Source organism: Paenibacillus ehimensis NBRC 15659, from assembly GCF_004000785.1.
In the GTDB taxonomy this organism is placed as follows: domain Bacteria; phylum Bacillota; class Bacilli; order Paenibacillales; family NBRC-103111; genus Paenibacillus_G; species Paenibacillus_G ehimensis.
On the sequence record NZ_BILX01000025.1, the window covers coordinates 34,346 to 61,278 of the forward strand.

Annotated in this window: 22 protein-coding genes, 1 pseudogene and 1 riboswitch; of the genes and pseudogenes, 6 read left to right on the top strand and 17 right to left on the bottom strand. The window is 56.5% G+C overall.

The features are described 5' to 3' along the window. Window positions 1-299: 299 nt before the first annotated feature. From PEH01S_RS16065 to PEH01S_RS16105, 9 genes are all read right to left on the bottom strand, one after another. On the bottom strand, window positions 300-2,063 hold the full coding sequence (locus PEH01S_RS16065; protein ID WP_127486657.1) for an ABC transporter ATP-binding protein: 1,764 nt from the start codon (window positions 2,061-2,063) through the stop codon (window positions 300-302). Further along, on the bottom strand, window positions 2,060-3,808 hold the full coding sequence (locus tag PEH01S_RS16070; protein ID WP_407669438.1) for an ABC transporter ATP-binding protein: 1,749 nt from the start codon (window positions 3,806-3,808) through the stop codon (window positions 2,060-2,062). The genes PEH01S_RS16065 and PEH01S_RS16070 overlap by 4 nt, the downstream gene beginning before the upstream one ends. A gap of 219 nt (window positions 3,809-4,027) precedes the next feature. Continuing rightward, the gene (locus PEH01S_RS16075; RefSeq protein WP_025846275.1) at window positions 4,028-5,110 is read right to left on the bottom strand and encodes a VanZ family protein; all 1,083 of its coding nucleotides are present in this window, start codon (window positions 5,108-5,110) and stop codon (window positions 4,028-4,030) included. A gap of 154 nt (window positions 5,111-5,264) precedes the next feature. Next, the gene (locus PEH01S_RS16080) at window positions 5,265-5,708 is read right to left on the bottom strand and encodes a GNAT family N-acetyltransferase (RefSeq protein WP_025846273.1); all 444 of its coding nucleotides are present in this window, start codon (window positions 5,706-5,708) and stop codon (window positions 5,265-5,267) included. 18 nt (window positions 5,709-5,726) lie between these two features. Then, a complete protein-coding gene (locus tag PEH01S_RS16085) occupies window positions 5,727-6,416 on the bottom strand; it encodes a metal-dependent hydrolase (RefSeq protein WP_025846271.1) in 690 nt (229 codons plus the stop codon). Between the two features lie 137 nt (window positions 6,417-6,553). After that, window positions 6,554-6,916 (bottom strand): response regulator, encoded by a 363-nt coding sequence (locus PEH01S_RS16090; protein ID WP_025846269.1) that lies wholly within the window; start codon window positions 6,914-6,916, stop codon window positions 6,554-6,556. A 97-nt stretch (window positions 6,917-7,013) separates the two neighbouring features. Next, window positions 7,014-7,097, bottom strand: a riboswitch (cyclic di-GMP riboswitch). A gap of 127 nt (window positions 7,098-7,224) precedes the next feature. Continuing rightward, entirely contained in the window at window positions 7,225-9,657 is a 2,433-nt protein-coding gene (locus PEH01S_RS16095; RefSeq protein ID WP_127486661.1) for an EAL domain-containing protein, read from the bottom strand. A gap of 184 nt (window positions 9,658-9,841) precedes the next feature. Next, window positions 9,842-10,261 carry a DoxX family protein gene (locus PEH01S_RS16100; protein ID WP_025846266.1) on the bottom strand — a complete coding sequence of 140 codons (420 nt, stop codon included), beginning with the start codon at window positions 10,259-10,261 and terminating at the stop codon, window positions 9,842-9,844. 32 nt (window positions 10,262-10,293) lie between these two features. After that, window positions 10,294-11,055: a DODA-type extradiol aromatic ring-opening family dioxygenase gene (locus PEH01S_RS16105; protein ID WP_127486663.1), complete on the bottom strand. Its 762-nt coding sequence runs from the start codon at window positions 11,053-11,055 to the stop codon at window positions 10,294-10,296. Window positions 11,056-11,202: 147 nt separating this feature from the next. Between PEH01S_RS16105 and PEH01S_RS16110 the strand changes: the two genes are divergently transcribed. Then, window positions 11,203-11,547: a winged helix-turn-helix transcriptional regulator gene (locus tag PEH01S_RS16110; protein WP_025846264.1), complete on the top strand. Its 345-nt coding sequence runs from the start codon at window positions 11,203-11,205 to the stop codon at window positions 11,545-11,547. Between the two features lie 37 nt (window positions 11,548-11,584). Here PEH01S_RS16110 and PEH01S_RS16115 read toward each other — a convergent pair whose 3' ends face one another. The 3 genes from PEH01S_RS16115 to PEH01S_RS16125 are packed head-to-tail and all read right to left on the bottom strand — an operon-like array spanning window position 11,585 to window position 15,664. Then, window positions 11,585-13,681, bottom strand: coding sequence for a glycoside hydrolase family 31 protein (locus PEH01S_RS16115; protein WP_127486665.1), 2,097 nt, complete (start codon window positions 13,679-13,681; stop codon window positions 11,585-11,587). 41 nt (window positions 13,682-13,722) lie between these two features. Next, on the bottom strand, window positions 13,723-14,742 hold the full coding sequence (locus PEH01S_RS16120) for a glycoside hydrolase family protein (protein WP_025846262.1): 1,020 nt from the start codon (window positions 14,740-14,742) through the stop codon (window positions 13,723-13,725). A gap of 55 nt (window positions 14,743-14,797) precedes the next feature. Then, complete coding sequence (locus tag PEH01S_RS16125; RefSeq protein WP_127486668.1) at window positions 14,798-15,664, bottom strand: AraC family transcriptional regulator; 867 nt, start codon at window positions 15,662-15,664, stop codon at window positions 14,798-14,800. 351 nt (window positions 15,665-16,015) lie between these two features. Between PEH01S_RS16125 and PEH01S_RS16130 the strand changes: the two genes are divergently transcribed. Genes PEH01S_RS16130 through clpP form a run of 3 tightly spaced genes read left to right on the top strand, consistent with a single transcriptional unit; the run spans window position 16,016 to window position 17,567 of the window. Next, window positions 16,016-16,627, top strand: a complete 612-nt coding sequence (locus PEH01S_RS16130; RefSeq protein ID WP_025846260.1) for an ArsR/SmtB family transcription factor — start codon at window positions 16,016-16,018, stop codon at window positions 16,625-16,627. Beyond that, entirely contained in the window at window positions 16,627-16,956 is a 330-nt protein-coding gene (locus PEH01S_RS16135) for a hypothetical protein (RefSeq protein WP_127486670.1), read from the top strand. The genes PEH01S_RS16130 and PEH01S_RS16135 overlap by 1 nt, the downstream gene beginning before the upstream one ends. 32 nt (window positions 16,957-16,988) lie before the next feature. Then, window positions 16,989-17,567 (top strand): ATP-dependent Clp endopeptidase proteolytic subunit ClpP, encoded by a 579-nt coding sequence (gene clpP, locus PEH01S_RS16140; RefSeq protein ID WP_025846257.1) that lies wholly within the window; start codon window positions 16,989-16,991, stop codon window positions 17,565-17,567. Window positions 17,568-17,634: 67 nt separating this feature from the next. Here clpP and PEH01S_RS16145 read toward each other — a convergent pair whose 3' ends face one another. Beyond that, window positions 17,635-18,771, bottom strand: a complete 1,137-nt coding sequence (locus PEH01S_RS16145; protein ID WP_246062945.1) for an alginate lyase family protein — start codon at window positions 18,769-18,771, stop codon at window positions 17,635-17,637. 238 nt (window positions 18,772-19,009) lie between these two features. On the opposite strand from PEH01S_RS16145, the gene PEH01S_RS16150 reads away from it, so the two are divergent. Continuing rightward, window positions 19,010-19,711, top strand: a complete 702-nt coding sequence (locus tag PEH01S_RS16150; protein ID WP_127486672.1) for a TerC family protein — start codon at window positions 19,010-19,012, stop codon at window positions 19,709-19,711. A 111-nt stretch (window positions 19,712-19,822) separates the two neighbouring features. Here the strand turns inward: PEH01S_RS16150 and PEH01S_RS16155 are convergent. The 4 genes and pseudogenes from PEH01S_RS16155 to PEH01S_RS16170 form a co-directional block, all read right to left on the bottom strand. Further along, a pseudogene (locus tag PEH01S_RS16155) lies at window positions 19,823-21,397 on the bottom strand (endonuclease); the annotation flags it as partial. Window positions 21,398-21,508: 111 nt separating this feature from the next. Continuing rightward, the gene (locus PEH01S_RS16160) at window positions 21,509-22,219 is read right to left on the bottom strand and encodes a hypothetical protein (RefSeq protein ID WP_025846252.1); all 711 of its coding nucleotides are present in this window, start codon (window positions 22,217-22,219) and stop codon (window positions 21,509-21,511) included. A 445-nt stretch (window positions 22,220-22,664) separates the two neighbouring features. After that, window positions 22,665-23,093, bottom strand: coding sequence for a cell wall hydrolase (locus tag PEH01S_RS16165; RefSeq protein ID WP_025846250.1), 429 nt, complete (start codon window positions 23,091-23,093; stop codon window positions 22,665-22,667). Window positions 23,094-23,197: 104 nt separating this feature from the next. Next, a complete protein-coding gene (locus PEH01S_RS16170; RefSeq protein ID WP_127486676.1) occupies window positions 23,198-25,177 on the bottom strand; it encodes an elongation factor G in 1,980 nt (659 codons plus the stop codon). Between the two features lie 314 nt (window positions 25,178-25,491). On the opposite strand from PEH01S_RS16170, the gene PEH01S_RS16180 reads away from it, so the two are divergent. Beyond that, on the top strand, window positions 25,492-26,853 hold the full coding sequence (locus PEH01S_RS16180) for an MFS transporter (RefSeq protein ID WP_127486681.1): 1,362 nt from the start codon (window positions 25,492-25,494) through the stop codon (window positions 26,851-26,853). The last annotated feature ends 80 nt before the right edge of the window (window positions 26,854-26,933 follow it).

Consider the following 26,933-nt stretch of genomic DNA (forward strand, 5'->3'; position numbering starts at 1 on the left):
AATTTCTCACCACCTGCCCAACATAGCGAATCCCACTTCCTTTATTTCCCACACCACACCTTCCCGCTGGCCATTAGCGGAAATACGATGCTCTATCTTCCATCCTCTGCAAAAATAGCGAAGCCGATGCTCACGAACAAGACACCGGCTCACTATCACTTTAAACGTTCGGACACCGCGATGGTCCGGACGTTTTTTCATACTCCTCGCACTGTTGAAGCGTGTCGATTCCTGCGCTTGCCCGGGAAATGGACGAAGCGCAGCGGCCTGGCAAACAGCACCTGCCCCAATCGCCCCCTTTACGCCTCGCCGCGGTGCCACAGCCGCTGCAGCTCCGCGTTCGACTCCAGCAGCTCCTCCAGCGTGCCTTGGGCATCAACGCGTCCGTCCTTCAGGACGACGATGCGGTCCGCCCGGGCCAGCGCCGCTTTGCGGTGGGAAATAACCAGGCAGGTCGCACCTTGCCGCAGTTCTTTGAGCCGCTCCCACAGCTTCCCCTCGGTATCGACGTCCAGCGCGCTTGACAAATCGTCGAAGACGAGCAGCTCCGCATCGCGTACGAACATCCGGGCGGCCGCGGTACGTTGGGCTTGCCCGCCGGACAGCTTCACGCCGCGCGGCCCGATGACCGTGTCGAGGCCATGCGGCAAATACCCCAGATCCTGCTCCAGCACGGCCGAGCGGATCGCCCGCTGGAGCTGCTCCGGCTCGGCATGCATGCCGAGCAAAATATTGTTCTCCAGCGTATCGCTGTACAGCCGCGGGATTTGCGGCGTATAGGCGCTTCGCGGCGGAATGAAAAATTCGTCCGGCTTCGCCACAGGCTCGCCGTTCCAGCGAATATCTCCCGCCTGCAGGGGCAGCAGCCCGAGCAGCGTGCGCGCCAGCGTCGTCTTCCCGGAACCGACCCGTCCGGTAATGACGGTGAACGAACCGCGCGGCAGCGTCAGGTCGATCCCTTCGATCCCCCGGCCTGTTTCGGGATAGCGGTACGTCAGACCGCGCACCTCCAGCTTCTCCAAGGTCCGGCTTCCGACAACCGCAGCCCCTTCGTCCATGTCCGGCAAGCTTCCCCGCAAATGCAGCGGGTGGTATTCCGTCAGTCTCTCCTCGTCCGCCCCTTGCAGCAGCGTCACCAGACGGTCCTTCGAAACCGTGCTTTGCTTGAAATAAGTCATGAACTTCCCGAAGTTCTGGATGAACTGCGTCACGAACGTGAGGTAATAAACGAACAGCGCGAAATCGCCGACCGTAAAGCTGCCGTCCCGCATCGATTGCGCGGCCAGCAGCAAAATGAGTCCGGTGCCGAAATTAACCGCATTGGAGAAAATCGACTCGAGCGTCGTACTCAGCAGCCTGTCCTTCAGCATCGCTTCCCGGCGCTGGTCGTTCAATCGCTTGAAGCGGCCGATGACCCGGTCTTCCGCGCCTGCCACCTGAATCGACTGCACCGTAGAGAACATCTCGCTGATCGCTCCGGTGACTTGGCTTGTCGCTTCCCGGCTCGCCGCCCGGTATTTTTGCAGCATTGTTGTCGACAATTGCGCGATCGTGACCACAACGACAAGCGGCAAAAATACCCACAGCGTCATCTCTGCGTTAATGCGAATGAGAATGTAGCACGAAACCGCGGCGAACAGCGTCATCCCGAACGAGTCCACCGACCAGCTGACCGTTTCCTCCACCTGCTCGACATCGTCCCGGAACGAGCTGATCGCCTCGCCCGGCGAGATCGGAATTGCCCGCGCCCCCGGCTCTTTCAGCACATGCCGCAGCAGGTTACGGCGCAGCAGCCCCGCGACGCGGAAACGGAACTGGACGTCCGTGATAAAGCCGAACACAATGAGCACGACCCGCGCCAACGCCGCCAGCAGCAGAAAGAGGACCAGCGTCCAAATCCCGAAGCTGTAAGCGGAATGACCGGACAGCTCGTCAAAGAACGCCTTCGTTACAAGCCCGGGAACGATCGGGGCCAAATAAATCAAAGACCAAGCGAGCGCATTCAAAATATAAAGCCCTAACCGGTAACGCGTCAGCCGCCATAAAAAAGAAAAGGTCGTCATACCAGCATTTCCTCCATTCCGACCTTCAGCATCCGGCTGTAGCGGGAATCCGGATCGGCCCCAAGCCTTGCCCGGTCTCCCTCCTCGGCGATGCGTCCGTTGTCGAGAATAAGAATGCGGTCCGCCCGCTGGATCGTCGCCAGCCGGTGGGCGATAATAATGCAGGTCCGGCCCAGCAGCAGCCGGTTCATTGCCCGCTCGATGCGCTGCTCGGTCGCCGGGTCCAGCCGGGAAGACGCCTCGTCGAGAATGACGAGCCCCGGATCGGACAAGAACACCCGGGCGAACGACAACAGCTGCGCCTCGCCTGCGGACAATCCTCCGCCCCCGGACTCCAGCATCGTATCCAAGCCGCCGGGGAGCGAGCGAAGCCACGGCTCCATCCCCAGCTCCCGAAGCACCTGCTCCACCCGTTCGTCGGGGATCGTATCGTCAAAGAACGTCAGGTTGTCGCGGACCGTCCCTTGGAACAGCTCGATCGACTGGGTCACCATCCCTACCCTGCTGCGCAGCTGCTGCAGCTTGGCCTCGCGAATATCCGTCTCTCCGAGAACAATCCTACCCTCACCCGGATCATAGAAACGCAGCAGCAAGCGCGCCAGCGTCGTTTTACCGCTGCCCGTCCGGCCGAGCAAGCCCAGCACCTGCCCCGGCTCCAAGCGGAAGCTCACGTCCTTCAGCGTCAGGCGGTCCGCATCGTAGCCGAAGCGGACGCCCTCGAACGCGACCGACAACGCTCCGTGCGGCACCGGCGTGCCCGGTCCGTCCTCAATCACGGACCGCGTCTCCAGCAGCTCCTTCACCCGGACGATGCTGGCGTCCGCCTTTTGCAAATCTTCCATTTGCGTGCGGATTTGCTCGATCGGTTTGGCCATCAGCTCCGTATAGTAAAAGATCATGTACACGGTGCCGAGCGTAATCGAACCCTTTTTCCACAAATAAAAGCTCAGCGCAAACGCAACCGCGTTGCCGATCGCAAACACGATCAAGGTCGTGATCCACATCGACGCCCAACCGAGAAACGCACGCACGCGGACCGGCAGCCATTCACGCAGCAGCTCGTGATACCTCCGCATCACATACCCGGTTGCGCCGTTGGCCCGTGTGTCCTCCGTCCCTTCCAGATGCTCGCCCAAAAAGCCGTAAAACCTCGCGCTCACCTGTCTCAGCTTCCCCCAATGGGGCACCGCAAACTTCCGGATATACTGAATGGAGACGATCGCGAACACGACAAAAAAAAGCATGCCGACGCCGATCAGCCATCCCTCCAGGAAGAGCAGCACCAGCATCCCCGCCACCAGCACAAGATTGCTCAGCAGCGTAATGACGAAGCTGGAGAAAAAGTTGGACAAATTGTTGATGTCCCCATCCACCCGCTCGATGATCGCACCGGACGTTTGCGACTTATGGAACGTCATATCGAGCTTCAAGCAATGATCGGCCACATCGCCGCGAAGCTGATTGGTTGCCAGCCACCCGACGTTCGCGCCCACATACGATGCGGCCACGGCAACAACCTGTTGCATCAGGGTGACGGCAATGAACAGACCGCCTGCGATAAGCAAGGGTCTGGTGCTGGACTGGGACTGCGCCGTATCGATGAAATAACGGATAATTTGCGGGTTTACCAGCTGCATCACAATGCCGCTTACGAGCAGTACGGCCAGCAAAATCATGCTTTTGCGCTGCGGCTTCAAGTAGCGGCTCAGCAAGAGGGCGTATTCACGAACCGGTATTTTTCGCATCGCTTTCTTCAAACTTCCCGTCCCTCCTTTATCGTACAAACATTCTATCACAGGAAACACTTGTTCGGCCATCCATTTCCAAAAGAAAAAACAATTATAACCAAATTTCCAACCTCGCCGGCAGCCAACAGACTTCGATAAAGCCGCCAAACGAAAAAGACGGCCCCGTGGTGCCGTATTTAACAACGGCGCCTCAAGGCCATCTTCCAAACTGGGTATCTACGTTATCGAATGCTTCGTCTCGCTCCACCGCTCGTAGAACAGCATCCGGTCCCGCCGCACGAAGCAGAGCAGCGCATGGATGCCGAAGACAAGGTTCAGGAGCCCGGCGACAAGCAGCAGCGGGATCATTACCGCCGAAGGGAAGTGGTTCATTCCGCCGCTGATATACAGCACATTAGGACCGCCAATGAGAAAATACAACGAAACGCAGCGGACCAAAAGCGCGTGCAGCGTCAACCCGCCGTCTTTTCCGTGCAGACGGATGCGCACGATCCGCTTGCCCAGCGTCCTGCCTTCGGTTAGGTATGGCACAACGACAAAATAGAAGAGGACGGCACCCGCGACGGGAAGCAGCATATGCCGCCCCAGGAAAAATAGAACGAACGGCGACAATACCGCCCAATCGATCAGCCATGCCACAAAACGGCGGGTGTAGCTGACGCGCGTCACGGACAGATCGACGCCTTCGTCCAGCGTATCGCTTTTGGGCATAAAGGCTGTCAGCCATGGAGCAACCGCATAACCGATCAGGCCGCCCAGCGTGTTAAGCATCAGATCGTCCACATCGAACAAGCGGTAAGGGCAGTCATAAATGCCATACAGCCCGGTCCCCTGCGTCACTTCGAAAAACAGCGACACCAGAAACGTCGTAACCGTCGTCCGCAAAATGCGGCGCCGGAAATAATAGCGCAAAAACACGCCCAGCGGGACAAGCAGAAGCACATTAAATGCCACTTGGAGAAACGCCCGTTCCCCGAACACCTTAAGATAAGTGGCCGGATTGCTCCACTGCAGGCCGGTTTCCCGCAGAAAATCACGGACAAACTGAAACGGCACCCATTGATTGAACGAGCTCACCGTCCCGGAGCAAGTATGCCGGGTATCCGGCAGCGGCAGGATAACCAAGTACAAAGCGCACAATAAATACAGCAAAAAGGAATACAGTACGATGACGCGTATTTTGTTAACATAGCCGTATTTCCGGTATTGCACGATCAGAAACGGCAGCGTAAAAACGAACGCCAGCATCGGAAAGGTCAGCAGCGCGTAGCCAATCGGAAACAAATAAGCCTGAAGCATCGTCATTCACACCTAGTCTGTAAATATTTAATAAAATTATAACGGAACTCCGCAGGATTTCCCATCGATCCGGCTTACTTGAGTGACATTATTGTCACCTTAGATACGCAAAAAAACACGCTGAAAACCAGCGTGTCATGCGATTTATGCTTCTTCACAGCTCCTTGCGCATACGCACGTGCCAGATTCCGGCGTCGAGAAACGGCTCGTCGGAAATCGTTCGGTAGCCTAATTTCTCGTAAAACGCCTCCGCTTGGGTCTGAGCGTCCAGAATGACCGCTGGCACGCCTTGCGCCCGAACGTCCTCTTCCATCGCCTGAATGATCTGACGTCCGATCCCCTGTCCGCGGTATGGCTTCATCACAGCAATCCGCTGGAGCTTGGCCGTCTTCCCGTCGTACATAATCCAGCGGGCAGCCGCGGCGGGCTCATTTCCGTTCATGATCAGAAAATGCCTTGCGGCGCTCGGCGAAGCATCGTAATCATCCATCTCTTCTTCCGGCGCAACCCCTTGCTCTTCCACGAACACGCGAATACGTACGGCAAAACAGCTGCGCAGCTGTTCTTCGGTATGTACGGGCATGATGCTTAAACCCATGTTGTCTTCTCCCCCAAGCTATAGCGTAAGTTTTTCTCCCGGCTGCAATGCCCGGCTCTCGATGCCCTTATCCCGAAGTCCGGCGGCGAAGCGGTCCGCATCCTGAACGATCGGCGGGAACGTATTAAAATGAAGCGGAACGACCGCTTTTGCGCCCAGCCACTCGGCGGCTACGGCTGCATCGTCCGGTCCCATCGTAAATACGTCGCCGATCGGCAGGAACGCCAGATCGATCTTGTGACGCTGCCCGATCAGCTTCATATCGGAGAACAATGCCGTGTCCCCGCTGTGTAGAATCGTCAGCCCGTCCCACTTGATCACATAACCGCCGGGCATGCCGCCATAGATGATCTTCTTCTCTTCCTCCAGCACGATTCCCGAGCTGTGGAACGCTTGAATCATCTCGATCTCCGCAAATCCGATCGACGTTCGGCCGCCGATATTCATCGCGAAGGTGTTCAGACCTTGCCAGCTCATGTAAGTCGCCAGCTCGAACGTTGCAATGACCGTTGCATGATTACTTTTGGCGATAGGCACGGTATCGAGAATATGGTCGGGATGGCCGTGTGTCAGAAGGACATATTCCGCCTTCACATCCTCAGGCTTGGTTGTGGCCAGACGGTTCCCGGAAATAAACGGATCGATGATTAGGGAATGTCCTCCGTGAGTTAATTGAACACACGAATGACCATGATACCAAATCTCCATACGACCAGCTCCTTCTTTTCATTCGAATAGTTGCTTTCACGAAGTCTATTGTACCAAAGAAAAGACGTGAAACTCAAAAAAAGAAAGGCCTCCGTTCCGGACGGATCCTTTCAAGGCTGCGCTATGCATCGTAAACTCTAGCTCGCAAACGCCTTCTTCAAAGCCTCCCGGACCCGGTCCTTGCTGAACGGCTTGACGATAAAGTCGCTTGCTCCCATCGAGACGGCCCGAATCAACAGCGCCTGCTGGCCCATAGCGGACACCATGATTACTTTTGCGTCGGGGTCCATATTCTTGATCTCTTCCAGAGCCGTGATCCCGTCCATTTCGGGCATCGTAATGTCAAGCGTAACAAGATCCGGCTTCAGTTCAGAGTATAATGTCAGCGCTTCCAGTCCATTGCTCGCCTCGGCTACCGTTTCGTAACCCAATTCCTGAATTACGTTTTTCAGTATCATCCGCATGAATAGCGAATCGTCCACGATCAAGATTTTTTTCACGCCGAACTAGCCCCCAACCCGTTGTTTTTATACACAAAAAAATAAGACCACCCCAAGCGCCAAAAGGGAGGCCGTGTTCGACTATTTCCTCTTGTCCTTCGGCAGCTGGCTGACATCGTGTTACACCTTAGTCCCTATAGCTTTGCGTCCTTGACTTTCGTCAAGTTTGCCCATGTCGGTGACAAAAACCGATTGTAAATTGTATTATAAGCATCCGTCAGAAAAAATACAAGTACGGAGCCCAAGAAGACCTCTTCGCAACGCCCCTGTCCGTTCAGAGTTTCGTTTGAGAGGCCTCCTCTATGGGGTCAAGCAGGCTCGGCGGAACGGGCCCTGTTTTTCAAGTATCGTGCAAACTCGTCCGGCGGCAGCGGCGGGCTGTAATAGTAGCCTTGCACCAGATCGCATTTTTTGTCGCGTAAAAAATCGATCTGCTCCTGTGTCTCCACGCCTTCCGCGATGACCTGCAGGCCGAGATGGTGCGCCATGGCTACAATCGTAGCGACAATCGACGCCCCGCTGGACCCGTGGGCAATGTCGCGCACGAACGATTGATCGATTTTCAGCTTGTCGATCGGGAACCGGTTCAAATAGCTGAGCGAGCTGTAACCCGTGCCAAAATCGTCCATGCTGACTTGCACGCCGATTTGCTTCAGCCGGCGCAGCGTCGTTTCTGCATTGTTCGCGTCCGCGGCCATCATGCTTTCCGTAATTTCCAAATCGAGATATTTCGGCTCCAAACCCGATTCCTGCAGCGCTTCCCGGATCGATTCGATCAAATGCGGCTGCTCGAACTGCTTGTTCGACAGGTTGACGGAAACGGGCATCGGCGGGAATCCGGCATCCTGCCATAATTTGTTTTGCCGGCAGGCCATGCGCAGCACGCGTTCGCCGATCCGATGAATCAGCCCGCTTTCCTCGGCGACCGGGATGAATAACCCCGGCGGGACGAGGCCTTGCTCGGGATGCCGCCAGCGCACCAGCGCCTCGGCGCCGATCACATGCCCCTGCATATTCACCTGCGGCTGATAGTGCACCTCGAACTCATCCCGCTCCAGCGCAAGCCTTAAGCCGTTCTCAAGCGCCAGCTTCTGTTCGGACGCTTCATCCATTTCCGAGGAATAAGCCTGTATCCGGTTGCGCCCCTGTTTTTTGGAATAAAACAATGCCGAATCGGCGTGCTTCAGCAGCGTTTCCCCGTTATTGGCCGCAGACTGCACGGCATAGCCAATGGTGAGGCTGAGATGCACTTTGTGCGCCCCCAGCGTAAAGGGACGCTGGAGCCTCTCATGAAGCTGCAGCGCTTCCGCGGCCGCTTCGCTCTCTCCTCCCGCAAGCCCGCACAGCAGCACGGCAAACTCATCGCTGCCGATTCGCGCGATAACCTTGCCTTCGCCGGCGGCGTGATGCAGGCGGTCCGACAGCTGCCGGAGCAGCTTGTCCCCTTGCTTTTGCCCGATGGAATCGTTGATCAGCTTGAAGCGGTCGATATCGATAACCAGAAGCGCCCTTTCGATTTCTTCTTCCGCCTCCGGCAGTCCGTTCAACGTTTCCAGCAAATAACGGCGGTTCGGCATCCCTGTCAGATCGTCCCGGTAAGCGAGATCGTTAATCCGGCGCTCCGCTTGTTTCTTTTGCGTGATGTCTTGACAAATCCCGAACAGCCCGGTAACCTCCCGGTTCACGACAATAGGCACGCAGGTGACGCTGAGATCTATCGCCTGCCCTTGCTTATGCTTGATCGTCATTTCGAACTTTTGGGGGATGCCCTTTACGGATTCCGCAAACCTCCAATTGAGCTCATCGGTATGCCAAAGCTCCGAAATACGGCTCAACGTACGCCCTACGGTCTCCTTCGACGAATAGCCCGTAATCGCCTCAACCGCCGGATTCGCGGCGATGAAGCGCCCTTCCAGATCGATGGAAAACACCGCATCCGTATTATAATCAAACAACGATTGAAAATGCTGCTCGCTCTCGCGAAGCTTGGCCGCATGGTACGCAAGCCTCTTGTCCACGAACGACGTAACAAGCGCAATCCCCAGCAGCAATAGCGTCATCATGCCGATCACATAAGCAATCAACGACGTTTCCACGCTCAGCTCGTTGTTCATCCAATTCATATGATCCAGACTGATGAAGCGGGCTGCCCCCATCCCCGTGTAATGCACGCCGGAAATCGCCGCGCCCATTATCAAGCCGCTGCCGATTTTACGGTAAATGCGGGACTTGCCGATATCATCGCGAAAATAGAAGGTAAGCCACATCGCCGCCATGGACGCCGCTACCGCAATGACAACGGATAAGCCCAAGAGCAGCGGACGGTACTGAATGACCGCGCTCATCTTCATCGCCGTCATTCCCGTATAATGCATGCCTACGAGGCCGAAGGCCATAAACAGGCCGCCGACGGTCCAATTGCGCCATCCAAATTGCCTGCCCCCAACCGAAGCCAAAGCAATATACGAGGCGATGACGGCAAATACCATCGAAAGCAGAACAAGAGCGACGTCATAATGGACTTCCATCGGCATCCGGTAGGCGAGCATTCCCACAAAATGCATCGACCAGATCCCAAGCCCCATCGCCAACGCCCCGCCGCTAAGCCAGATTAGTCTGGGGCGTCCCCGAGCCGCATTGATTCTGCCGCCCATATCCAATGCAGTGTAGGAAGCCAGGACCGAGATCACATAGGAAAGAAAGACCAAAAACCAGTCATAGGTGCCGATCATTTGCTGCATAGTCTTTACCTTCTTTCCAATTTGATCCTTTTCTTTTCTATATTATACCTACGAGGCCTACATACCGTCTACATCTTTTTGTCGAATTAGCTCGAATATCCTAAAGATGTTGAAAAGACAGCATATTCTAAGGGCATGCAAAAGAAGCAGATCTGTGCAGACCTGCTTCTTTCGTATTTGTTATTTATGCAGCGGCGCGTTTGGATTTGCCTGCAGACAGCAGACCGTCGAGTGCCAACAGCGAGCTGCCGGCAATGGCCAAAGCCAGCGCCATGACGAAGAATGCCAAATCCAATTCGTACCCGGCCATCTGAGGACTTCCCAAAAATCCGCCGGCCCATTTCGCCGTCACGATGGCGCCGATCATGATCAATGCGAACAATGAAGAAACGATCCGGGTACCGAGGCCCAGGATCAGAGCGATTCCTCCGGCCACCTCGATAATCGCTACGACATAGGCGGCGAAGCCCGGCAGACCTATGCTTTCGAACCAACCGGCGATATTGCCGATCCCGCTCTGAAATTTAACCACGCCATGAATCAAAAAAGAAATGCCTAATACGAAACGGATCAATAGCAGACTAACCTCATATTTCCTATTCAAAAGTTCCCTCTCCTTATTTCCTGCAGATTTCGTTAAAATTGCAAACACATATAGCTGAGCGTACCTAAATCGTAGCTCCGATGGATCATCTGAGCTTCCCCTTCCCCGCATCCCATCGCGATGAACAGCGGTACGAAATGCTCCGCTCTCGGCACGGCCTGACGGGCATACGGGGCTTGCTCCGCATAATGGAACAACGCGTTCAAGTCACCGGATTGCAGCTTCTCCAGCAGCCAGTCGTCGAAGGAGACCGCCCACGGCTCCGGCGTCTTCTGCCCCCAATTCACCATCCGGAGATTATGCACGGTTACCCCGCTGCCGATCACCAGAATGCCTTCCTGTCCCAGTCCCCGAATCGCCTCGCCGATCCGGTATTGCCGCTCAGGGGCAAGGTAAGGGTTTACCGATACTTGGACGACCGGAATGTCTGCCTTCGGATACATGCGGTGAAGCAGCGTCCAAGCGCCGTGATCGAGTCCCCTGACCGAATCGGTGCGGACTTCGATACCGTTTGCGGTCAGCTTTTGCTCCAGCATCGCCGCGATCGCTTTGGACCCTCTGGCCGGATACTTGACCTGATACAGCTCATCCGGAAAGCCTCCAAAATCATAGATCGTATCGTAGACATCGTCCGTCGATGAAATCGTTAGCGTCTCGCTTTCCCAATGTGCCGTAAAGATCACAATCGCCCGGGGTTCGTACCGCTCTCCCAATTTTGCCAAAAAATCGGTATAAGGCGTCTGCTCGATCGCGAGCATCGGAGAGCCGTGCGCTAAAAATAAAGCTGGAATCATCATGCTTCCCCCTAAGTAATAAGGTTACTTTATGTAAGTAAGTATATAATGATAATTTATCTATGTCAAGTAACTATATTTTTGTTTGCAACTATATTATTTTCGATGATCGTGCGGTATAATAGAACTATAGCGAGGTGACGGGATATGAATCAGACTTCAGTCTGCCCCAGATTCGAAAAAGGCATGCGGATCGTCAGCAAACGATGGGCCGGTCTTATTATCCATCAGCTGCTTGAGGGCCCTCAACGGTTCTGCACCATAGAGAGCGCCCTTCAGATCAGCGGAAGATTGTTGTCGGAGCGATTAAAAGATTTGGAGCATGAGGGGATCGTGAAGCGGAACGTGTATCCGGAAACTCCCGTTCGTATCGAGTACTCTCTTACGGACAAAGGCTGCGCTCTGGCCCCCGTCTTCCGGGAAATGGAGAAGTGGACGAGCGCCTGGATCGAGCTCGACGAGGAACCTGCGGCCGATCCGCTTACAAAATAAAAGCATGCAAAAAGGCGCCCTTCGGCGCCTTTTTGCATTAATGAAACACCCACGCGAACCGGCCGTACGCGGACGACCAACCAGGCTCCGTGCTGCTGACGGAGCCGCTTTTGCGGCCTTCGGCATCCACGGCTACTTCGGCCGTTCGCCAGCGGTACCCGCCTCTCTCGTAGGCAAATGTCTCTCCATCGTCGTCAAACAGACGGAATTTGCCCGGGCCCGGGCCGTAATGGTGCAGCTCCAGGTCGATCTTTTCTCCGGCGCGCGGCGCATGGTCCCTGACAGCCATCATCGGAATAATCGCGCCGTCCTTGACGAACACCGGAATTTTCTCAAGTCCCGGTTGGACGCTGACCGCGCGGCCGCCTTCGAAGCGTTCCCCCGTATCGAAGTCATACCATGCGCCTTGCGGCAAATAAACGGTCCGCCCGGTTTCCCCTTCAAACAACGGGGCGACAAGCAGCGAATCGCCGAACATGAACTGATCGTCCCATTCTTTATCCGCTGCGCCCCCATAGGCGAATTCATCCGAATCGAAGCGGCCGCTGCCACCTTGCGCGCGCTCCGTCACGCCGGCTTCCAGAGCCATGGCCCGCACCGGAGGCACGCCTTCCGCCCAATAGTTGGCGAAGGCCGAATACAGATAAGGCAGCAATTGCATGCGCAAGCGAATGTAGCGGGTCACGATGGGCTCGACCTCGGGGAACGACCACGGCTTCGTCCCGTCCGCCCATGCGTTCAGCATGGCAAGCGGCGAGAAGCATACGGTCTGCATCCGGCGGACCCAGTCTTCGCTGCTCCGCGCTTTTCGCACCTCGGGCGTCCAGAGCAAGCCGCTGAAGCCCGAATTGCACAACGCGCGGACATAATCGCGGTGATCGTACAGATCGGAATAAAGCACGTAAGGAAGCGACGAAGCGGCGCCCGCGGAAGCACGAACCAAGCCGTACGTCCGGCGGTTATGGGAGCGGTACAGATCGTCGGTCATTTTCTGAAGCAGCAAGCCGTACAATTGCCGCAGCTGCTCGCCATCGCCGCCTGACGGAAAGCTTGCATGCGCAGGAAACATCCACGAGTTGCGGGTCAGCTCGCTGCCGTCGCACTCGTCCAGCTTGTAGCCGGACACGCCGATCTTCACGTGCTCGCGTTCATGCTGCTCCATATAAATCGCCTGCGCCTCGGGCAGCGTATAATCCGGCGCCAGCCCGTGCCATACCGTGTGGGAGCCGGAAAGCGGCCGTAGCGCCTCGTAGATGGCCGCATCCGGCGATACGTACGGGTGCTCCCACAGGTTGACTTTGAAGCCGTCCTTTTCCAGGTCCCGTACAAATTGCTCCGGGTCGGGAAACAGCTCCCGGTTCCATTCGTACGTCACCGGATAGCTGCGGGTGTGCCAGCCCGGCTCAAGTCCGATGACATCGCACGGAATGCCCCGTTCCCGGAAGGCCGCCGCTTCGGCACGCACTTCGTCGGCGGAATAGCTTTTGGGCACCCGGTGCCAGAAGCCAAGCCCCCAGCGCGGGGGAAGCGAGCCGCCGCCAAAATACAAGTTGTAGCGGCGAACGGCGTCAAGCGGCGTCGGCCCGGCGAAAACATAAACGTCCAGCCCCTCGTCCGCTACCGTAATTTCCACCCGGTCGCTCACCGGCGTCGCTTTCCATGACGAGTCGCGGTTGCGATCCTTGGCGTTCCCGGACAGAGCGCTGTCCGCCCGGACCGAAGAGCCGCAGCACAAGGTCACGATGCGCGAGGTATCGGCATATACCCCGTAGCCTCGGCTGGACACATAGAACGGAACGGGCGCATGCGTCTCCCCCGTATCCTGCTTCGGGTCGCTGTTGACGCGCAAATAACGCGTCCGGCCGCGGTGATTCAGCTTCAGAAGCTGCAGACCCAGTCCGTACAGCGATTCCTCGCCTCCGAGCGGCAGCGCCACGACGATACGCCCGCCAACCCGCTCGATTCTCACCTCTGCGGCATCGAACGGGAAGCCGGCTTCCCCCATCGATTGCAAAGCTGCCGTCTTGGGAGTCCGGCTCATGACCGAAGCGGGGGACAGCGTCGAAGGCCGTCCCGCCTTCAGCCGCCATATTCCCGGAGCTACCGTCTGCCAAGTTAATGTCGATTCTGCCATTTGCGTCCCCTCTTTGGTCCGATTTTTACGATTCCTGCCGTTCACTTCGTCTTTAACGGAAATACCTGGTTCCAGGTGTTGCTGCAATCCGAAAAGCCCTTCACGCCGTCCGATACCGCTGCAAACAGATGCGTAGGCATGCCGTTCGCGTCAAAAAGCAGAAACGGCCGCTCCAGATTGCCGAGCGTCGTAACCGTGCCGTCATCCCAGACAACGGTACGCGAATACGCTTGAGGCTCCTCGCTTACTTCCCAATTCAGCCCGTCCCGGGAATGCGCGCGGATGCCGCCGTATTTTTCGCCGCAGACGGTGCCGTCCATATCTTTGGCAATCAATTCATAGCCGTCCCCGGTCCGCCAAATAAACGGATCTTCGAGATGGAACCGCTCCGGCGGAAAAACGGGCGTTTCCTGCAGCACCCGGTACGGGCCCTCGTAATGATCGGCCGCAGCGGCGCCGATGGTCATTTTGCCGTGCACGTTGCCTTCATACCGGCGCGCTTTGTAGATCAGCAGCACGGAACCGTCCTCGCCGACGCTCGGCGCCGGGTTAGACGTCAGGAAGCTGTCGAACTTGCCGGGCCGTACGCCGAGAATCGGGGCATCCCGCCGTGTCCAAGGACCGAACACGCTGGTCGCCGTTGCGAGACCGATGCGCTTGTTCGCCCGTGCCACGATGGTCCGGGGATCGTTCACGCCTTCGAACGTTTCCGGATCGGGATCGCTGAGCGGGTTCGTCGAGCCCATATAAAACAGCAAATACCGGTCTTTATGCTTCACAATGTGGGGATTGTGCGTACTGCGCCCGTCCCAGTATTGAGCGCCGCGGGCAGGCAGCACGACTTCCTGAAAAGCATACGGGCCTTCCGGCGTATCCGACACCGCACGGACCACCTCGGATTGCAGAAGCCAGCCCGGATGCATCGGCAGCGACTTCGGCCAGCGCGAAGCGAACATGTGATATTTGCCGTCCTCGCCTTGCACGACGGAGCCGCACCATACCCAATACCCTTCCATCCGGAAGCCGCCATGTCGCGGCGCCGGCAGCATTTCCCATTTCATTCCATTCGCCTCTCTTCTCTCGAAGTATGTAAGTTTAGTCCCGTACCGCCCGTCGTCAAAAATGCTTCATGGAGGAGACCACGGATTTCGTCTTTTTTTTCCTGTATTGCGAGGGCGACTCGCCTTTACGCTCATGAAACAGCCGGGAAAAGTAGGACGTTGTCCAGCCGACGCTTTCGCTGATTTCCGTTACGGTCATCGTCGTCGATTCGAGCAGCTCCATCGCTTTGAGCAGCCGCACTTCCTGCAAATATTGAATCGGACTCATCCCCAGCCGGCGGTTGAACATACGTATAATGTAGTGCGGGTGGAATCCGAAGCGTTTGGCCATATCGTCGAGCGTAACTTTGGCGGCATAATGATTGCGGATGTAATCGGCCATCGGAAACGGACCGCCGCCGGAGAAAGCTTGCTCGGAGCGAATCTCGTGAGTCGTCGGCTTTCGCACCGTACCCAACCGCGCCAAAGTAAGCAGCACCGTCTTGACCGCCGCGTCCATCCGGTAGGGCGCCAAAGGATCATCCGTATCGCCAGGCAAGCCTCCCGCTTGCAGCCAATATTCGATGTCGGACACCGCAGCCGAGCCGCAAGCTCCCATCCATGGCATGGCCCGGACGATCAGCTCCAGTCCGCCGTCGCGCAATTCGAACCGGACGCCGAGCACCCGCCCTTCCGTTGACAGCGCGAGCTTACAGCCGTGCTCCGGAGGAACGAGATAATAGTAGCCGGAGAGCACGACGAACGATTCCGTATCGATCCGCAGTTCTCCGCGGCCTTTTAATGCCAGCAGCAATAAGTAAGCCTCGCCGTTCTTCCTGCCGGAAGGCACTTCGTTCTGGCATCCGCCGCCGAAACTGTAGAACCCGGTTGCCCGAAGCCCCGCGTCCCTCAACTCGTTATGCGTCAACTCGATCCCGTTCATGGAAGCCCCCCTTTCCCTTAGGCGCGAACCGATCCCGCTGCCGGTCCGCGCACCGGTTCATCTCGAATCGCTTAGGTTATGCGCCTGCGATGTCGCGCTTGCATGGCGGCTCTGTATGTTGAAAGCTTCGGCGCATCCTGACTTTCCTTTTGTTCTAAGCTCATCTTAAACGGAATCGGAGCGTGAATAATTACGGAGTTTTAAGATCATGTGTCGCTCTTTTGCTATTTCTTTCTATACTCCACTCCGCTGCTGCTTGGATGGATATTTTCTCGCGGCCATTGACAGCAACAAATTTACGTAATAATATATTTTTACGTAGCAAATACTGTTTTACGGAGTTGAACCACTGTGACCGAAGACATACTGGAAAGCCTGCGGATTGAAACACCGGAGCAAGCGATGGTGCTGCTTAATCCGCTGCGGGCGGATATTGCCGCCCGGCTGGCAACCCCCGCTTCCGCGGCGGAAGTGGCCCGTGCGATCGGCGAAGCCCCTCAACGGATCAACTATCACCTGAAGGCGCTGGAGAAAGCCGGGCTCGTGCGCCGGGTCGGCACCCGGCAGGTACGCAACCTGGTCGAGGTGCTCTATCAAGCCGTCGCCAAGACGTTCATCCTGTCCGATCAACTTGGCATGAAGCCGGAGACGGTCCGCCGCCTCAAGGACCAAGGGTCGTTGTCCCATCTGGTTCAAACGGCGGAGCGCATCAAACAGGATGCGCTGCTCCTGATGGAGCATTCGGACGAAGGCCAGGACATTCCAAGCGCGTCGCTGCAGTTTCAAGTCACTCTGCGGGATGCGCAGGAGCGGCACGCTTTTGTCGAAGAGTACGCGGCCCTTGTCCGGCAGTTGACCGCCAAATACCGCAAACCGGCGAACGAAGCGGAGCCCGCAGACCCGTACCAAGTCGTGCTGGCCGTGTATCCGCAAATCGATCAATCCTCGGGAGGGAATGACTAATGGAACGCCAACGAGAGCACGAAGCAAAGCAGAGCAGCGCAGCCGAAGCTGGCGGAGAAAAAAACTCCCCAGCCGTCGTATGGCAGTGGTCGGAGCCGCAAAAGGACCGGGAAGCCGAACGAGGCGGCCGGCCCGTGACGCATTTGGACGATTACCGGCAAGCCGGAAACGATCGCTCGGAAGCGACAGTGACCCGCTGGCCGCTGGCTTCGCGAACCGGGGAGCCGGGCGCCGAGGAAGTTCTCATCATGGTCTCCTCGGGCTTTACGGCACGCAGCCAACGCGGCCTGAGCCGTGGAGGCACGAATATTCAAGCGCTGGCCGCCTGAGCGGTCTAAGCCACACAAGGAGGGCATCACGCATGAACTATGTACCGGTTGTCGTGGAACAAACTGGCCGCGGGGAGCGTTCCTACGATATTTATTCCCGCTTGCTGAAAGACCGCATCGTCTTTCTCGGAAGCGAGATCGACGATCAGGTCGCCAACTCGATTATCGCTCAGCTGCTGCTGCTGTCGGCGGAGGACCCCGAGAAAGACATTCATCTCTACATCAATTCGCCCGGCGGCTCGACGACCGCAGGCTTCGCGATTTACGATACGATGCAGTTCATCAAACCGGACGTATCGACCATCTGCGTAGGCTTCGCCGCCTCCTTCGCCGCCGTTCTGCTCGTCGCCGGAGCCAAAGGCAAGCGGTATGCGCTGCCTAACGCCGAGGTCATGATCCATCAGCCATGGGGCGGGATGAAGGGGCAAGCGTCCGATATGAAAATTCATGCCGACCGCATTCTCGATACCCGGGACCGGCTGAACCGGATCGTCTCCGAGCGCTCGGGCCAGCCGCTGGAGAAGGTGGCGCGGGATATGGACCGCGATTACTTCCTGTCCGCAGACGATGCCGTGACCTACGGCCTGATCGACAAGGTCATGCAGCCTTAAGTTACGGCAGCGATTAAGGATCGGGGCTTCTTCCGAGGAAGCCCGGTCCTTTTTGGTATTTGCGCCACTATAGCCAAAGCAGCGGCTGGCGAATCGCGATATTGCGCCGCACCTCGGGATCGGACGGGTCCGCGTCCAGCCGCTGCCAAAGCTCGACGTATTCCGGCCGCCTCAGCGCAAGTCCGGCAAACAGCAGCGACGATACCTTCGCCGGCCAGCCTTCGTCATGCTCCACATCCGGGGGGAGCGGCCATGAGCTTTTGTCGGCCAGGTACGGAAACAAATATTCGAAGCCCCTCCGGATACCCCGGCCGTCCGGCAGCTCAAAGCGCCAGAGATCGTCCTCCGGCGTCGACAACACGTGGCACAAGGTCGTCAAGTTATCGAGCGCGAAGATCGAGTAGCCGTAAGGCTTCGTGCGGCCGAGCTCGCGGGGAAAGCTGCCGTCCTCGGCCATTTGCTCCGGCAGCAGCGATTCCTTGTAACGTTGGCGGCAAAAGCGCAGCATTTCCCGGTCGCCCGTAAACCGTGCGAACACGGCCGCCTGCACAAACCAGCAAATGCCGTGATTGTTGCCCTCGTTCATTTCTTCGATTCCGTTCTTATGCGTACGCATCCAGCGCAAGTAATCGGCGAACCAGCGCCGCAGCGCTTCATACAGCTCCGACGTCAAATGCGGAGAGTCTCTCAACGCTTCAATCGCGACAGGCACGTCGATCAAATGCAGCGTATCGATAATGCCGATGCCTCGCCCCGCGCAAATGCCCGGAATCGCTTGAGCGTACGCCAAGTGCGGGTTCATCCGGGTCGCATCGTCCGCAAAGAAGGTGCGCAACAAGGACGCCGCCTTTTTCGCATAAGCCTCTTCCCTTGTCAGCCTATAGGCCGCCGCCAAATGCGCCGTATGCGTCCGCATGCTGCGAAGAAGGAGCCGGTGGCTGTCAAAATTGCCCGGGTTGCTCTCCCCGTCCCGCCGGACATATGGCAGCCCGTCCGGCGTATCCGGGTTCGGCCACCAATAATCGCCGTTGGAATAATAATCGTGAGGCCCTCCTTCGCTCAGCGGCGCCGGCCGATCCGTTATCGCAACGGGCCTTGTCCGCATTGCCGCCTCCGCATGCTTCATCATCCAATCCCGCTCGAAGAGTGACGCGGCCCCGCCAAATGGCTTCATCAGCTCCTCCGTTTTTCCAAGCTCCCTCATCGCTTCCGCTCCTCACTAATGCAGCCGGTTTTTAAATCTGCCTACATTATAGATGGAAGCGGAAATACCCGATATGGAATATTCTCAGCTGTTTTTGGCTTTTACTCAGGTTTTTGGGAATAGCGTGAAGCCGCCTACTCAATTCTTTTATTAATAAATCATTTCATAGTAAATAAATTAGCAGTATAATAGACTAGTTCGGGCACTGCATACTGAGGCAAGTGGAAGGAGTCTGCGTATGGAAGGCGATTTGTTAGTCGGGCTGCTAAAATTAATTCTGATCAACATCGTGCTCAGCGGAGACAATGCCGTCGTCATCGCTTTGGCCTGCCGCAATTTGCCGGCGGATCAACAGAAAAAAGCCGTATTCTGGGGGAGCTGCGGTGCGATTTTGCTGCGGATCCTTCTCACCTTCGCAGCCGTCTGGCTGCTGCAAGTTCCGTTCGTACAAGTGGCCGGTGCGCTGCTGCTCCTGTATATCGCCGTGAACTTGTTGAAGGGCGAAGATCATACCGAGGCCTTGAAAGCCAGCAGCAAGATCGGAGAAGCGATCCGAACGATCATCGTCGCCGATCTGGTCATGAGTCTCGATAACGTGCTTGCGGTGGCGGGTGCCGCCGGCGGAAACCTGCTGCTGATCGTCGCGGGACTTGCCATTAGCATCCCGCTGATCGTTTGGGGAAGCCGGCTGCTGATGCGCCTCATGAACCGTTTTCCTGTCATCGTTCTGCTCGGGGCGGCGCTGCTTGGCTATACTGCGGGGGAAATGGCACTTAGCGACAAGGCCGTCGGTCATTGGATCGAGGCAAGCTTCCCTGCCGGTCATTATATGCTGCCAATCGGACTGGCTGTAATGGTCGTCGTGGTCGGTAAGCTGGCCGGCCGGAGGCTGGAGAAGGAACATGCCCAAAAAGAAGCGGAAAATCACTCCGTTTCCTAAATAAAAAGCACTCTTCGTCCCCTACGTCGCGCGTGGCGCCGACGGGCGAAGAGTGCTTTGTTTTTTCAGAGGCTCTTACATTCGGTTAATCTGCGGTAACGCCAAGGCTTAAGGCAGCGGCTGTGCAGGTACATTCGAGATGGTGACAGCCTCCGTCTTCAAATTGTTGCTCGCTTGTCTGAGCCGGAGATTCGCCGAACCGCTCGTTCCCGGCTTAATCTGAACGGTCAAATCTTTCGTGGCCTTCCCTTGACTGTTCGCCGTAACCGAGAAATTCGCGCTGTAACCGTAGCCCGTCGGCCACGAGCCATCCGCATTGCGGATCTTCGCCACTTGGGTACCGCCTGTCACATAAATGCCCAGGTTTAAGTTCGATACCGTAGCACCAGGAGCCAAGTTGTCCACGACGACACGAATCTGGAACTCTTGGGCATTCGGAAGCGGCTCCTGCTTGACGAAGCTGTACGCCGGATTGCTGACCACCGACCCGGAGCCGTACGATCCCGGCTTGAACGTCGAACGGTCCCACCATTTGTACCCGGCTGCCGGCGCCGCCCACGGCTCAGGCTTCGGCTCGGTCGAGTTCGCGGGGGTTTCGAACGGCAGCAGCGCAGTCGGTTGGTCCAGCTGCAGATTCGGGACTTGGCTGAGCTGCGTGTAGCTTTCCTTTTTGGCGAGCCAGTTAACGAGATTCACCAGCAGCTTGCCGTCGTCCTTCTCCTTGAAGCCGTCGTAGGTCTTTTTGGCTTGTCCGGTTTCTTCGCGGAGGTATTTCGGCGTGGCATCCTCGACCGGCGACGAATCGCCGATGAATGCCGCCTTCCCTGCCGCCACTTTGGCGACAGCCGCGTACGGCCCTTCCGCCGTTCCGCCGCCGTTGTACACGCCTTGATCGACCGCATTCGGCCAAGCGGCGTTCGTCTGCGGCAGATATACGATGCCTTTCGCCTTGAGGGGATCGGTAATGGCAAGAGTCGAACCGGCATGCATCGCGACCTCCGAGACGCCTTGGGTAATGCCGAACGCCTGGGTGGGCGCAACGATCTGGTTAGCCGTAACGTCTCCCAGCGCATTGTAACGGAAACGGACGCCGAAATTCGTGGCGAGCCAATCCGAGCTGGCCACTCCCTGCATCGCGTCGGAGCCGCGCTCTTCGGCGCTCATGCCTTTCCCCGGGTCGGTCCAAGCTCCGCGCCGGAAGCCGTTCATCACTTCCGAGGAATCCCAGCGGTTTTTGTTGCGGTCCGCATTATAATGGTCGGCGATGAAAAAGATGCTCCCGCCATTCCGAACGTACTGCACCATCGCGTCCTGCTCGCTTGTTTTGTAAGGAATGTTGGCCTCTCCGATCACGAATACGTCGTATCCGCTCAAATCGCTCAGCGTGATCGGCGCCGTTTTGCGAAGCTCCTTGACGTAGTAGCCGTTGTTCGCGAGCGCATTGGCAAAATCCGAGAACGCTCCGTCAATGACCCAGTCGGCGGCCCCGGCCGTCTGCCCGTGCGTATTGTCGAACAGAATTTTTTTGCCCGCATTCTCGTTCACAACCGTAGGATTAAGGAACGGGGCAGGGTCCGCCGGCCCTTCCGCCAGCGCTCTCGGCGCCTCCCCGATCCATCCGGGCAGCGGAAGGAGCAGCGAAAACGCCAGTGCCGTCTTTGCAAGAACAGCTTTAAAGGATCTCATCAGTTACCTCCAGTTTTTACTATATTGGGGCATACTGCCCAGATCCATTGTACCATTTTGTAAAACTTTAGGAGATTAATTTTTCGTAAAAAAAGAGGAACAAAAAGCGGCTCACAGATCGGTGACATGCTTCTCATTCCCTTCCTCCCGGCGCATGGCGTCGAGTTCACCGCGGAACTTTCGTTCAATCGCTTCCTTGTCTCCGTATACGAACAAGATATCCCCCTCTTGAAGGGCCAGCTGCAGGCATTCCCGGCGTATTTTCGTTTCTCCTCTTTGCACGAACAAGACGTTGATATCCTCTCCCGGACGGCAAACATCGCGGAGACCGCGCCCCGCCATCTCGGACCCCTTGCAGATCGAAATGCCGGAAAATAAATCGCTGCCCGTAAAATACAGCACCTCTTCGATCGGCAGCTCGTGCAGCTCGAATTCCTGCTTGAGATGCTTGTGAAACCGCCGCTTCAAGCTCTTGACGACCCGCTTGTTTTTGGTCGCGAGCAAAAAGACGCCGAACATTACCGTCACACCTGTCAGCTGCGGCACGCGGAAGCTTTGGGCCAACAGATTGCTGAGCGTGGATATCATCACCGCGAGCGAGAACACCCCGAACAAGATAAGAAAGACGCCGATCTTGCGCCGGACGGGATGCCGCAGGATCAGCTCCGACTCCTTGGTGGTGAACCCGGTGGAGGTGAGCATGGAGACAGCTTGGAAGCGGGCGATTTCGCTGTCGAGACCGGTGACGATCAGCAGCATGACGGCAATTTCCAGCACGATAAAAATCAAGATAAAATAGACCAAAATGAAAAGAAAGCCCATTCCCCCGGCTCCTCTCTATCCGTTTCTATTCTCTTAATTACCATGCTTGTCCGCCGGTGAACCCGGTGCAGCCCGTTCCTATTGCTTTTACCGTTCGCTGTGTTGGTGAGTTCGCAAGCTTTGCGGAACTGCGATGCGCTAATACATTCATATTCGTCGTCCTGGCCAAAATAGAGCACCTGCGGTGCGCTGCCGACCTCATTCCGGGAAGGATGAACATTTTTCGACACACTTACATCATCCTGCCTCCTCTATTCTCGCCTTGGTACTTCAGAGGTTCGATTAACGCACCGCCGTTCCTCTATCGGCCCATGAAAACAAACCGCCGCCCCTTCGTTCACGGAAGCTGCAGCTTGAACTGCGGCTATCCCGGGACAGAAGGAGCGGCGCTCCGGCATCGGCTGTCGGCGGCAGTGCCGGGCCATCCGCCCGAGGTCTGCACGCGTTAAAATGTGCTATAAATGTTATCGCATTCTTCCGAGGTTGGCTGGTAGAAGCAGTGCTTCTTGTACCTGGCCACAAGCGGCTGGTTATACCATGTCGGCGGACAATCTCCTTGCGGCCGGAAATACCAAAGACTGAACTTGGCCGGCCATTGCCGTTCACCGTTCACCGCCCGACGCGCCAAGCGTTTCTCCCGGTCTCTGGCTTTTTGATAAAAGTACCCGTGAATAACGGCTTCAAACGCATGCGGCTGATAAATCATTTGCGGAATCGTGCGCAGCCCTTTAAAGTCCGAGCAATTCGCGCGAATGCGGTTAATTCCTACATTGCCGACCAATATCATCCCTTTTTCCCCTTCTCCCTCCGCTTCCGCGCGAAGCAGTCGGGCCAGCAGATCGATATCTTGCTGCCTGGCTTTGACAACGGCCATGATGTCACCTCTGTTATCGTTATGATACTTACAGCGTATTGCCGTACTTGCCCATAGGTGACAATCACGGAGCGGCTTTTTCCAGGAAGACGGCCGCCACGGCCTTAATAAGCGCGCAGAACATGAAGCAAATATTCATTCCGGTTTAACGGATTGGAATCGGTCCGCGCCCTGGCCGGCACATCGCCATGCATCCTGACGAATCCGGCCGGTTCGACGAGCATGAAGCCTTCGCCCTGGGTAAACGCATGCAGGCTTCGCTTGAAGCTCTCCGTTGCGGCTACCGGAATGGTGCCTGTGATCAAGCACATGCCGTGATGCATCGCCGTCTCGTGCACAACCGCTTGGATCGCGGATAATTTGTAGATCGCTTTGCTCATGACAGCGGCAGGCACCGTCAGCTCGAACGCATGAATCGGCTCATACACATGGGTACCTGCCTGCACCAGCGCCTCCATCAATACAAGAGGCACCAGCTTTCTAAAATCGCCTGCTGCCGATACCGGGCTGAAATAACCGGTGTGGGTCAGCGTCACGACGATATCGGTAACCTCCCAGCCGTACAGCCCTTGCTTCAACGTTTGGTGGACCGTCTCCTCGATGGCTTTATGGAAGGCCAGCGGCAGGGAGCCCAATTCGACTTCCATACGGTAGACGACTCCGCTTCCGGGCAACCCGGGCTCGACTTTTAACCCCACGGTCGCATAAAAAGGATTATCGCCCTCCGCGATCATCTCCAGCGCATGTCCCGTTCCCGCCGGTTTTTCCAGACAAACCGTTCGGGTCTCCGAAAACCGGACATCCAATTCATGCTGCTCCTTCAAGGCCGCTTCAATCACTTCTTTTTGCACTTCGCCGAAAATGCGGAGATAAAGGTCTTGATGGGCATCATCTTTCATCACTTGGATTAACGGGTCTTCCTCCGACAGGCCGGTCAGCGCCTTGTACAACAGATGGGCCTTGTCTGGTTCCGCCGCTTCAATTCGCGTCTCCATTTGAGGAACAGCGAAGCTGACATGCTTGACCAGAGGAGACGGCTCTCCGACAACATCCCCGATCCGGACGTCTTCCAGCCCCCATACTTTGCCTAAATCCCCGGAGGTTACCTTGGCGGCGGGAACAGCCTTTCCGTTCCTTAAAGCGTGAAGCTTCTTGATTTTGCAGGTGCGCGTTTCGCATTCGCCCTCCCTGGTTTTCCGCTGCACCTTCACTTGCTCCCTTAGGCTCAGGCTCCCTGAGAACAGCCGCACATAAGCGATCTTTTCGCCGGACGGTTCTTTTTCAAGCTTGAATACGACCCCCGACAACAGCTCGCCCTCGGCATGATCATTCGCCGGAAACCACCGGGCCACACCGTCGAGCAGACTGGACACGCCCACTCCCGTCATGGCAGACCCGAAATAAACCGGATGGATGTTCGCTTGCCTGACCTGTCTTCCGAATGCCTCTTTCACTTCCTCTTCCGTTAGCGCTTCTCCGTTTACATAAGCTTCCAACAGCCGCTCGTCATGCGCTGCCGCGAGTTCGATGCAGCGTTCCATAAAATCGGGGTTCGTCTCCCAATCGAAACGGTAGTCAATGACAGACGCCTGCTTCGTACCTGCATATTCGACCTGACACAGGGGAAACGTGTTCGGCGTCAGCTTTTCACGGATCTGCTCAACCGCCGTATCGGATTGGGCGCCTGGAAGATCTAATTTGTTCACGAACAAGATCGTGGGAAGCCCCATTTTCTTCAGGACAGAAAACAGCACTTTGGTCTGCGCCTGAACGCCCTCCACTGCCGAAACAACCAATATCACGCCGTCCAATACGCTCAGGGACCGCTCCACTTCCGCGATAAAATCCGCATGGCCCGGCGTGTCGATCAAATTCACCTTTAATCCATGGAGATCAAAAGAAACGACGGACGCCTTGATCGTGATGCCTCTTTTCCGTTCGAGTTCCATGGCATCCATCTGCGTATTTCCTTGGTCTACCTTTCCCAGCTCGTCGATAACATTCGTATCATACAAAATACGCTCAGCCAGACTTGTCTTTCCAGCATCTACGTGCGCCAGAATCCCTATATTTATGATATGCATGCGTTAAAATCCTCTTTTCTCCGTTCATGTTATTCTCCTTTCGAATGAGGTTCAGTTGCCGCATTCCGATCACTCCAATCTATTGTATTACTCACAGTATATACGGATTTGACGGATGATTCCAATGAATGACGCTTACGTCTATGGGGCGGATATGCTATAATCGGTTTGGTTTATTTTCTCATTTTTACTAATTTGGGAGGCGTAGCATATCATGCGGCAAAACAATTTCGCAAGGGTACAACATTTAGGGGAAGGCGCATCATCGACCCTATAAACTGCGATTCCCCTTCCTTATAAGGGGTTATATTCAAGTGCAACACCGAAATGAAGTTCAGGCATCGCGTTTCATCCTGTGGCTGAGCGTGTTGACGTTTTTCAGCGTCATGAACGAAACCATGTTTAACGTTTCGTTGCCGGACATTTCCGCTTATTTCCATATCGCACCGTCGGCAGCCAATTGGACCAACACCTGCTTTTCGCTCTCCTTCGCCCTTGGCGTCGCAGTGTACGGCAAAATATCGGAGCATACGGGCATGCGAAAGCTGCTGCTTTTCGGAATGCTGATCTACGGTTTCGGTTCGGTCGTCGGCCTGTTGGGACATGTCTGGTATCCGGGCGTGCTGGCTGCGCGTTTTTTACAGGGAGTCGGGGCTTCGGCCATTCCGTCGCTCATTATGGTGATGATCGTCAGGATCGTCGAGCCGGGAAAACAGGGCAAAGCTTTCGGCCTGATCGGCTCTGTCGTCGCATTTGGCGAGGGGCTCGGTCCGGTCATCGGAGGCGCGGTTTCCGGCTACATGCATTGGTCGCTTTTATTTGCGCTGCCGTTGCTGTCGCTGCTGGCTCTGCCGTTCGTCCTTCGGACGCTGCCCGACGAGACTACAGCGGGAAAAGCATTCGATAAGACCGGCGCAGTACTGTTGTCTGCGGGCATTCTGTCGTTTGCGCTGTTTACGACGCTGTATCACTGGATTTGCCTGACGGCAAGTCTGGTTCTGTTCGCGCTTCTGGCTCTTCATATCCGCCGGCACCGGGAGCCGTTCCTGGAACGGTTCCTGTTCCGGAAGAAAAGGTACCTTGCCGGTGTGCTCCTGGGCGCCTTGCTTCTCGGCACGGTCGCCGGCTTTATTTCCATGGTGCCTTATCTGATGAGAGCGGTGTACGATATGCCGACCGGCCTTATCGGAAGCGCCATTCTGTTCCCCGGCACCTTGAGCGTCATCTTGTTCGGGATGCTGGGCGGGATGCTGGCTGACCGCCGGGGCCATATCACCGCGATGCTGACCGGCATAAGCATGATTGCCGCCGGTTTTCTGATCGTCCTGCTTTACACGGACCGGGCGCCTTGGTGGATAACGGCTTCGATGATTTTGACGTTTGGCGGCCTGTCGTTTGTGAAAACCGCCGTCTCCGCAAGTGTCGCCGGTACGCTGGAACCGGATGAGGCGGGATCCGGCATGGGGATGCTCAACTTCGCCTGCTTCCTTGCGGAAGGGATCGGCATTGCCGGTGTGGGCGGACTGCTGACGAAGCCGTGGCTGAACTTCCCCCTGATCGGGACCGTAACGAGTCAAGCAGCCGCGCTTTACAGCAATATGATGCTGATTTTTATGGCGTTCGTGACGGTTGGCGGCATCCTTTTCGTTATGACGTATAAGCGCCATCGACAGTGACAACAAGCTCCGGGGATTTCCCGGAGCTTGTTGTTTTGGCTTTGTTAGACCATCATGTGGATAATGAATGTTTTAAGAAC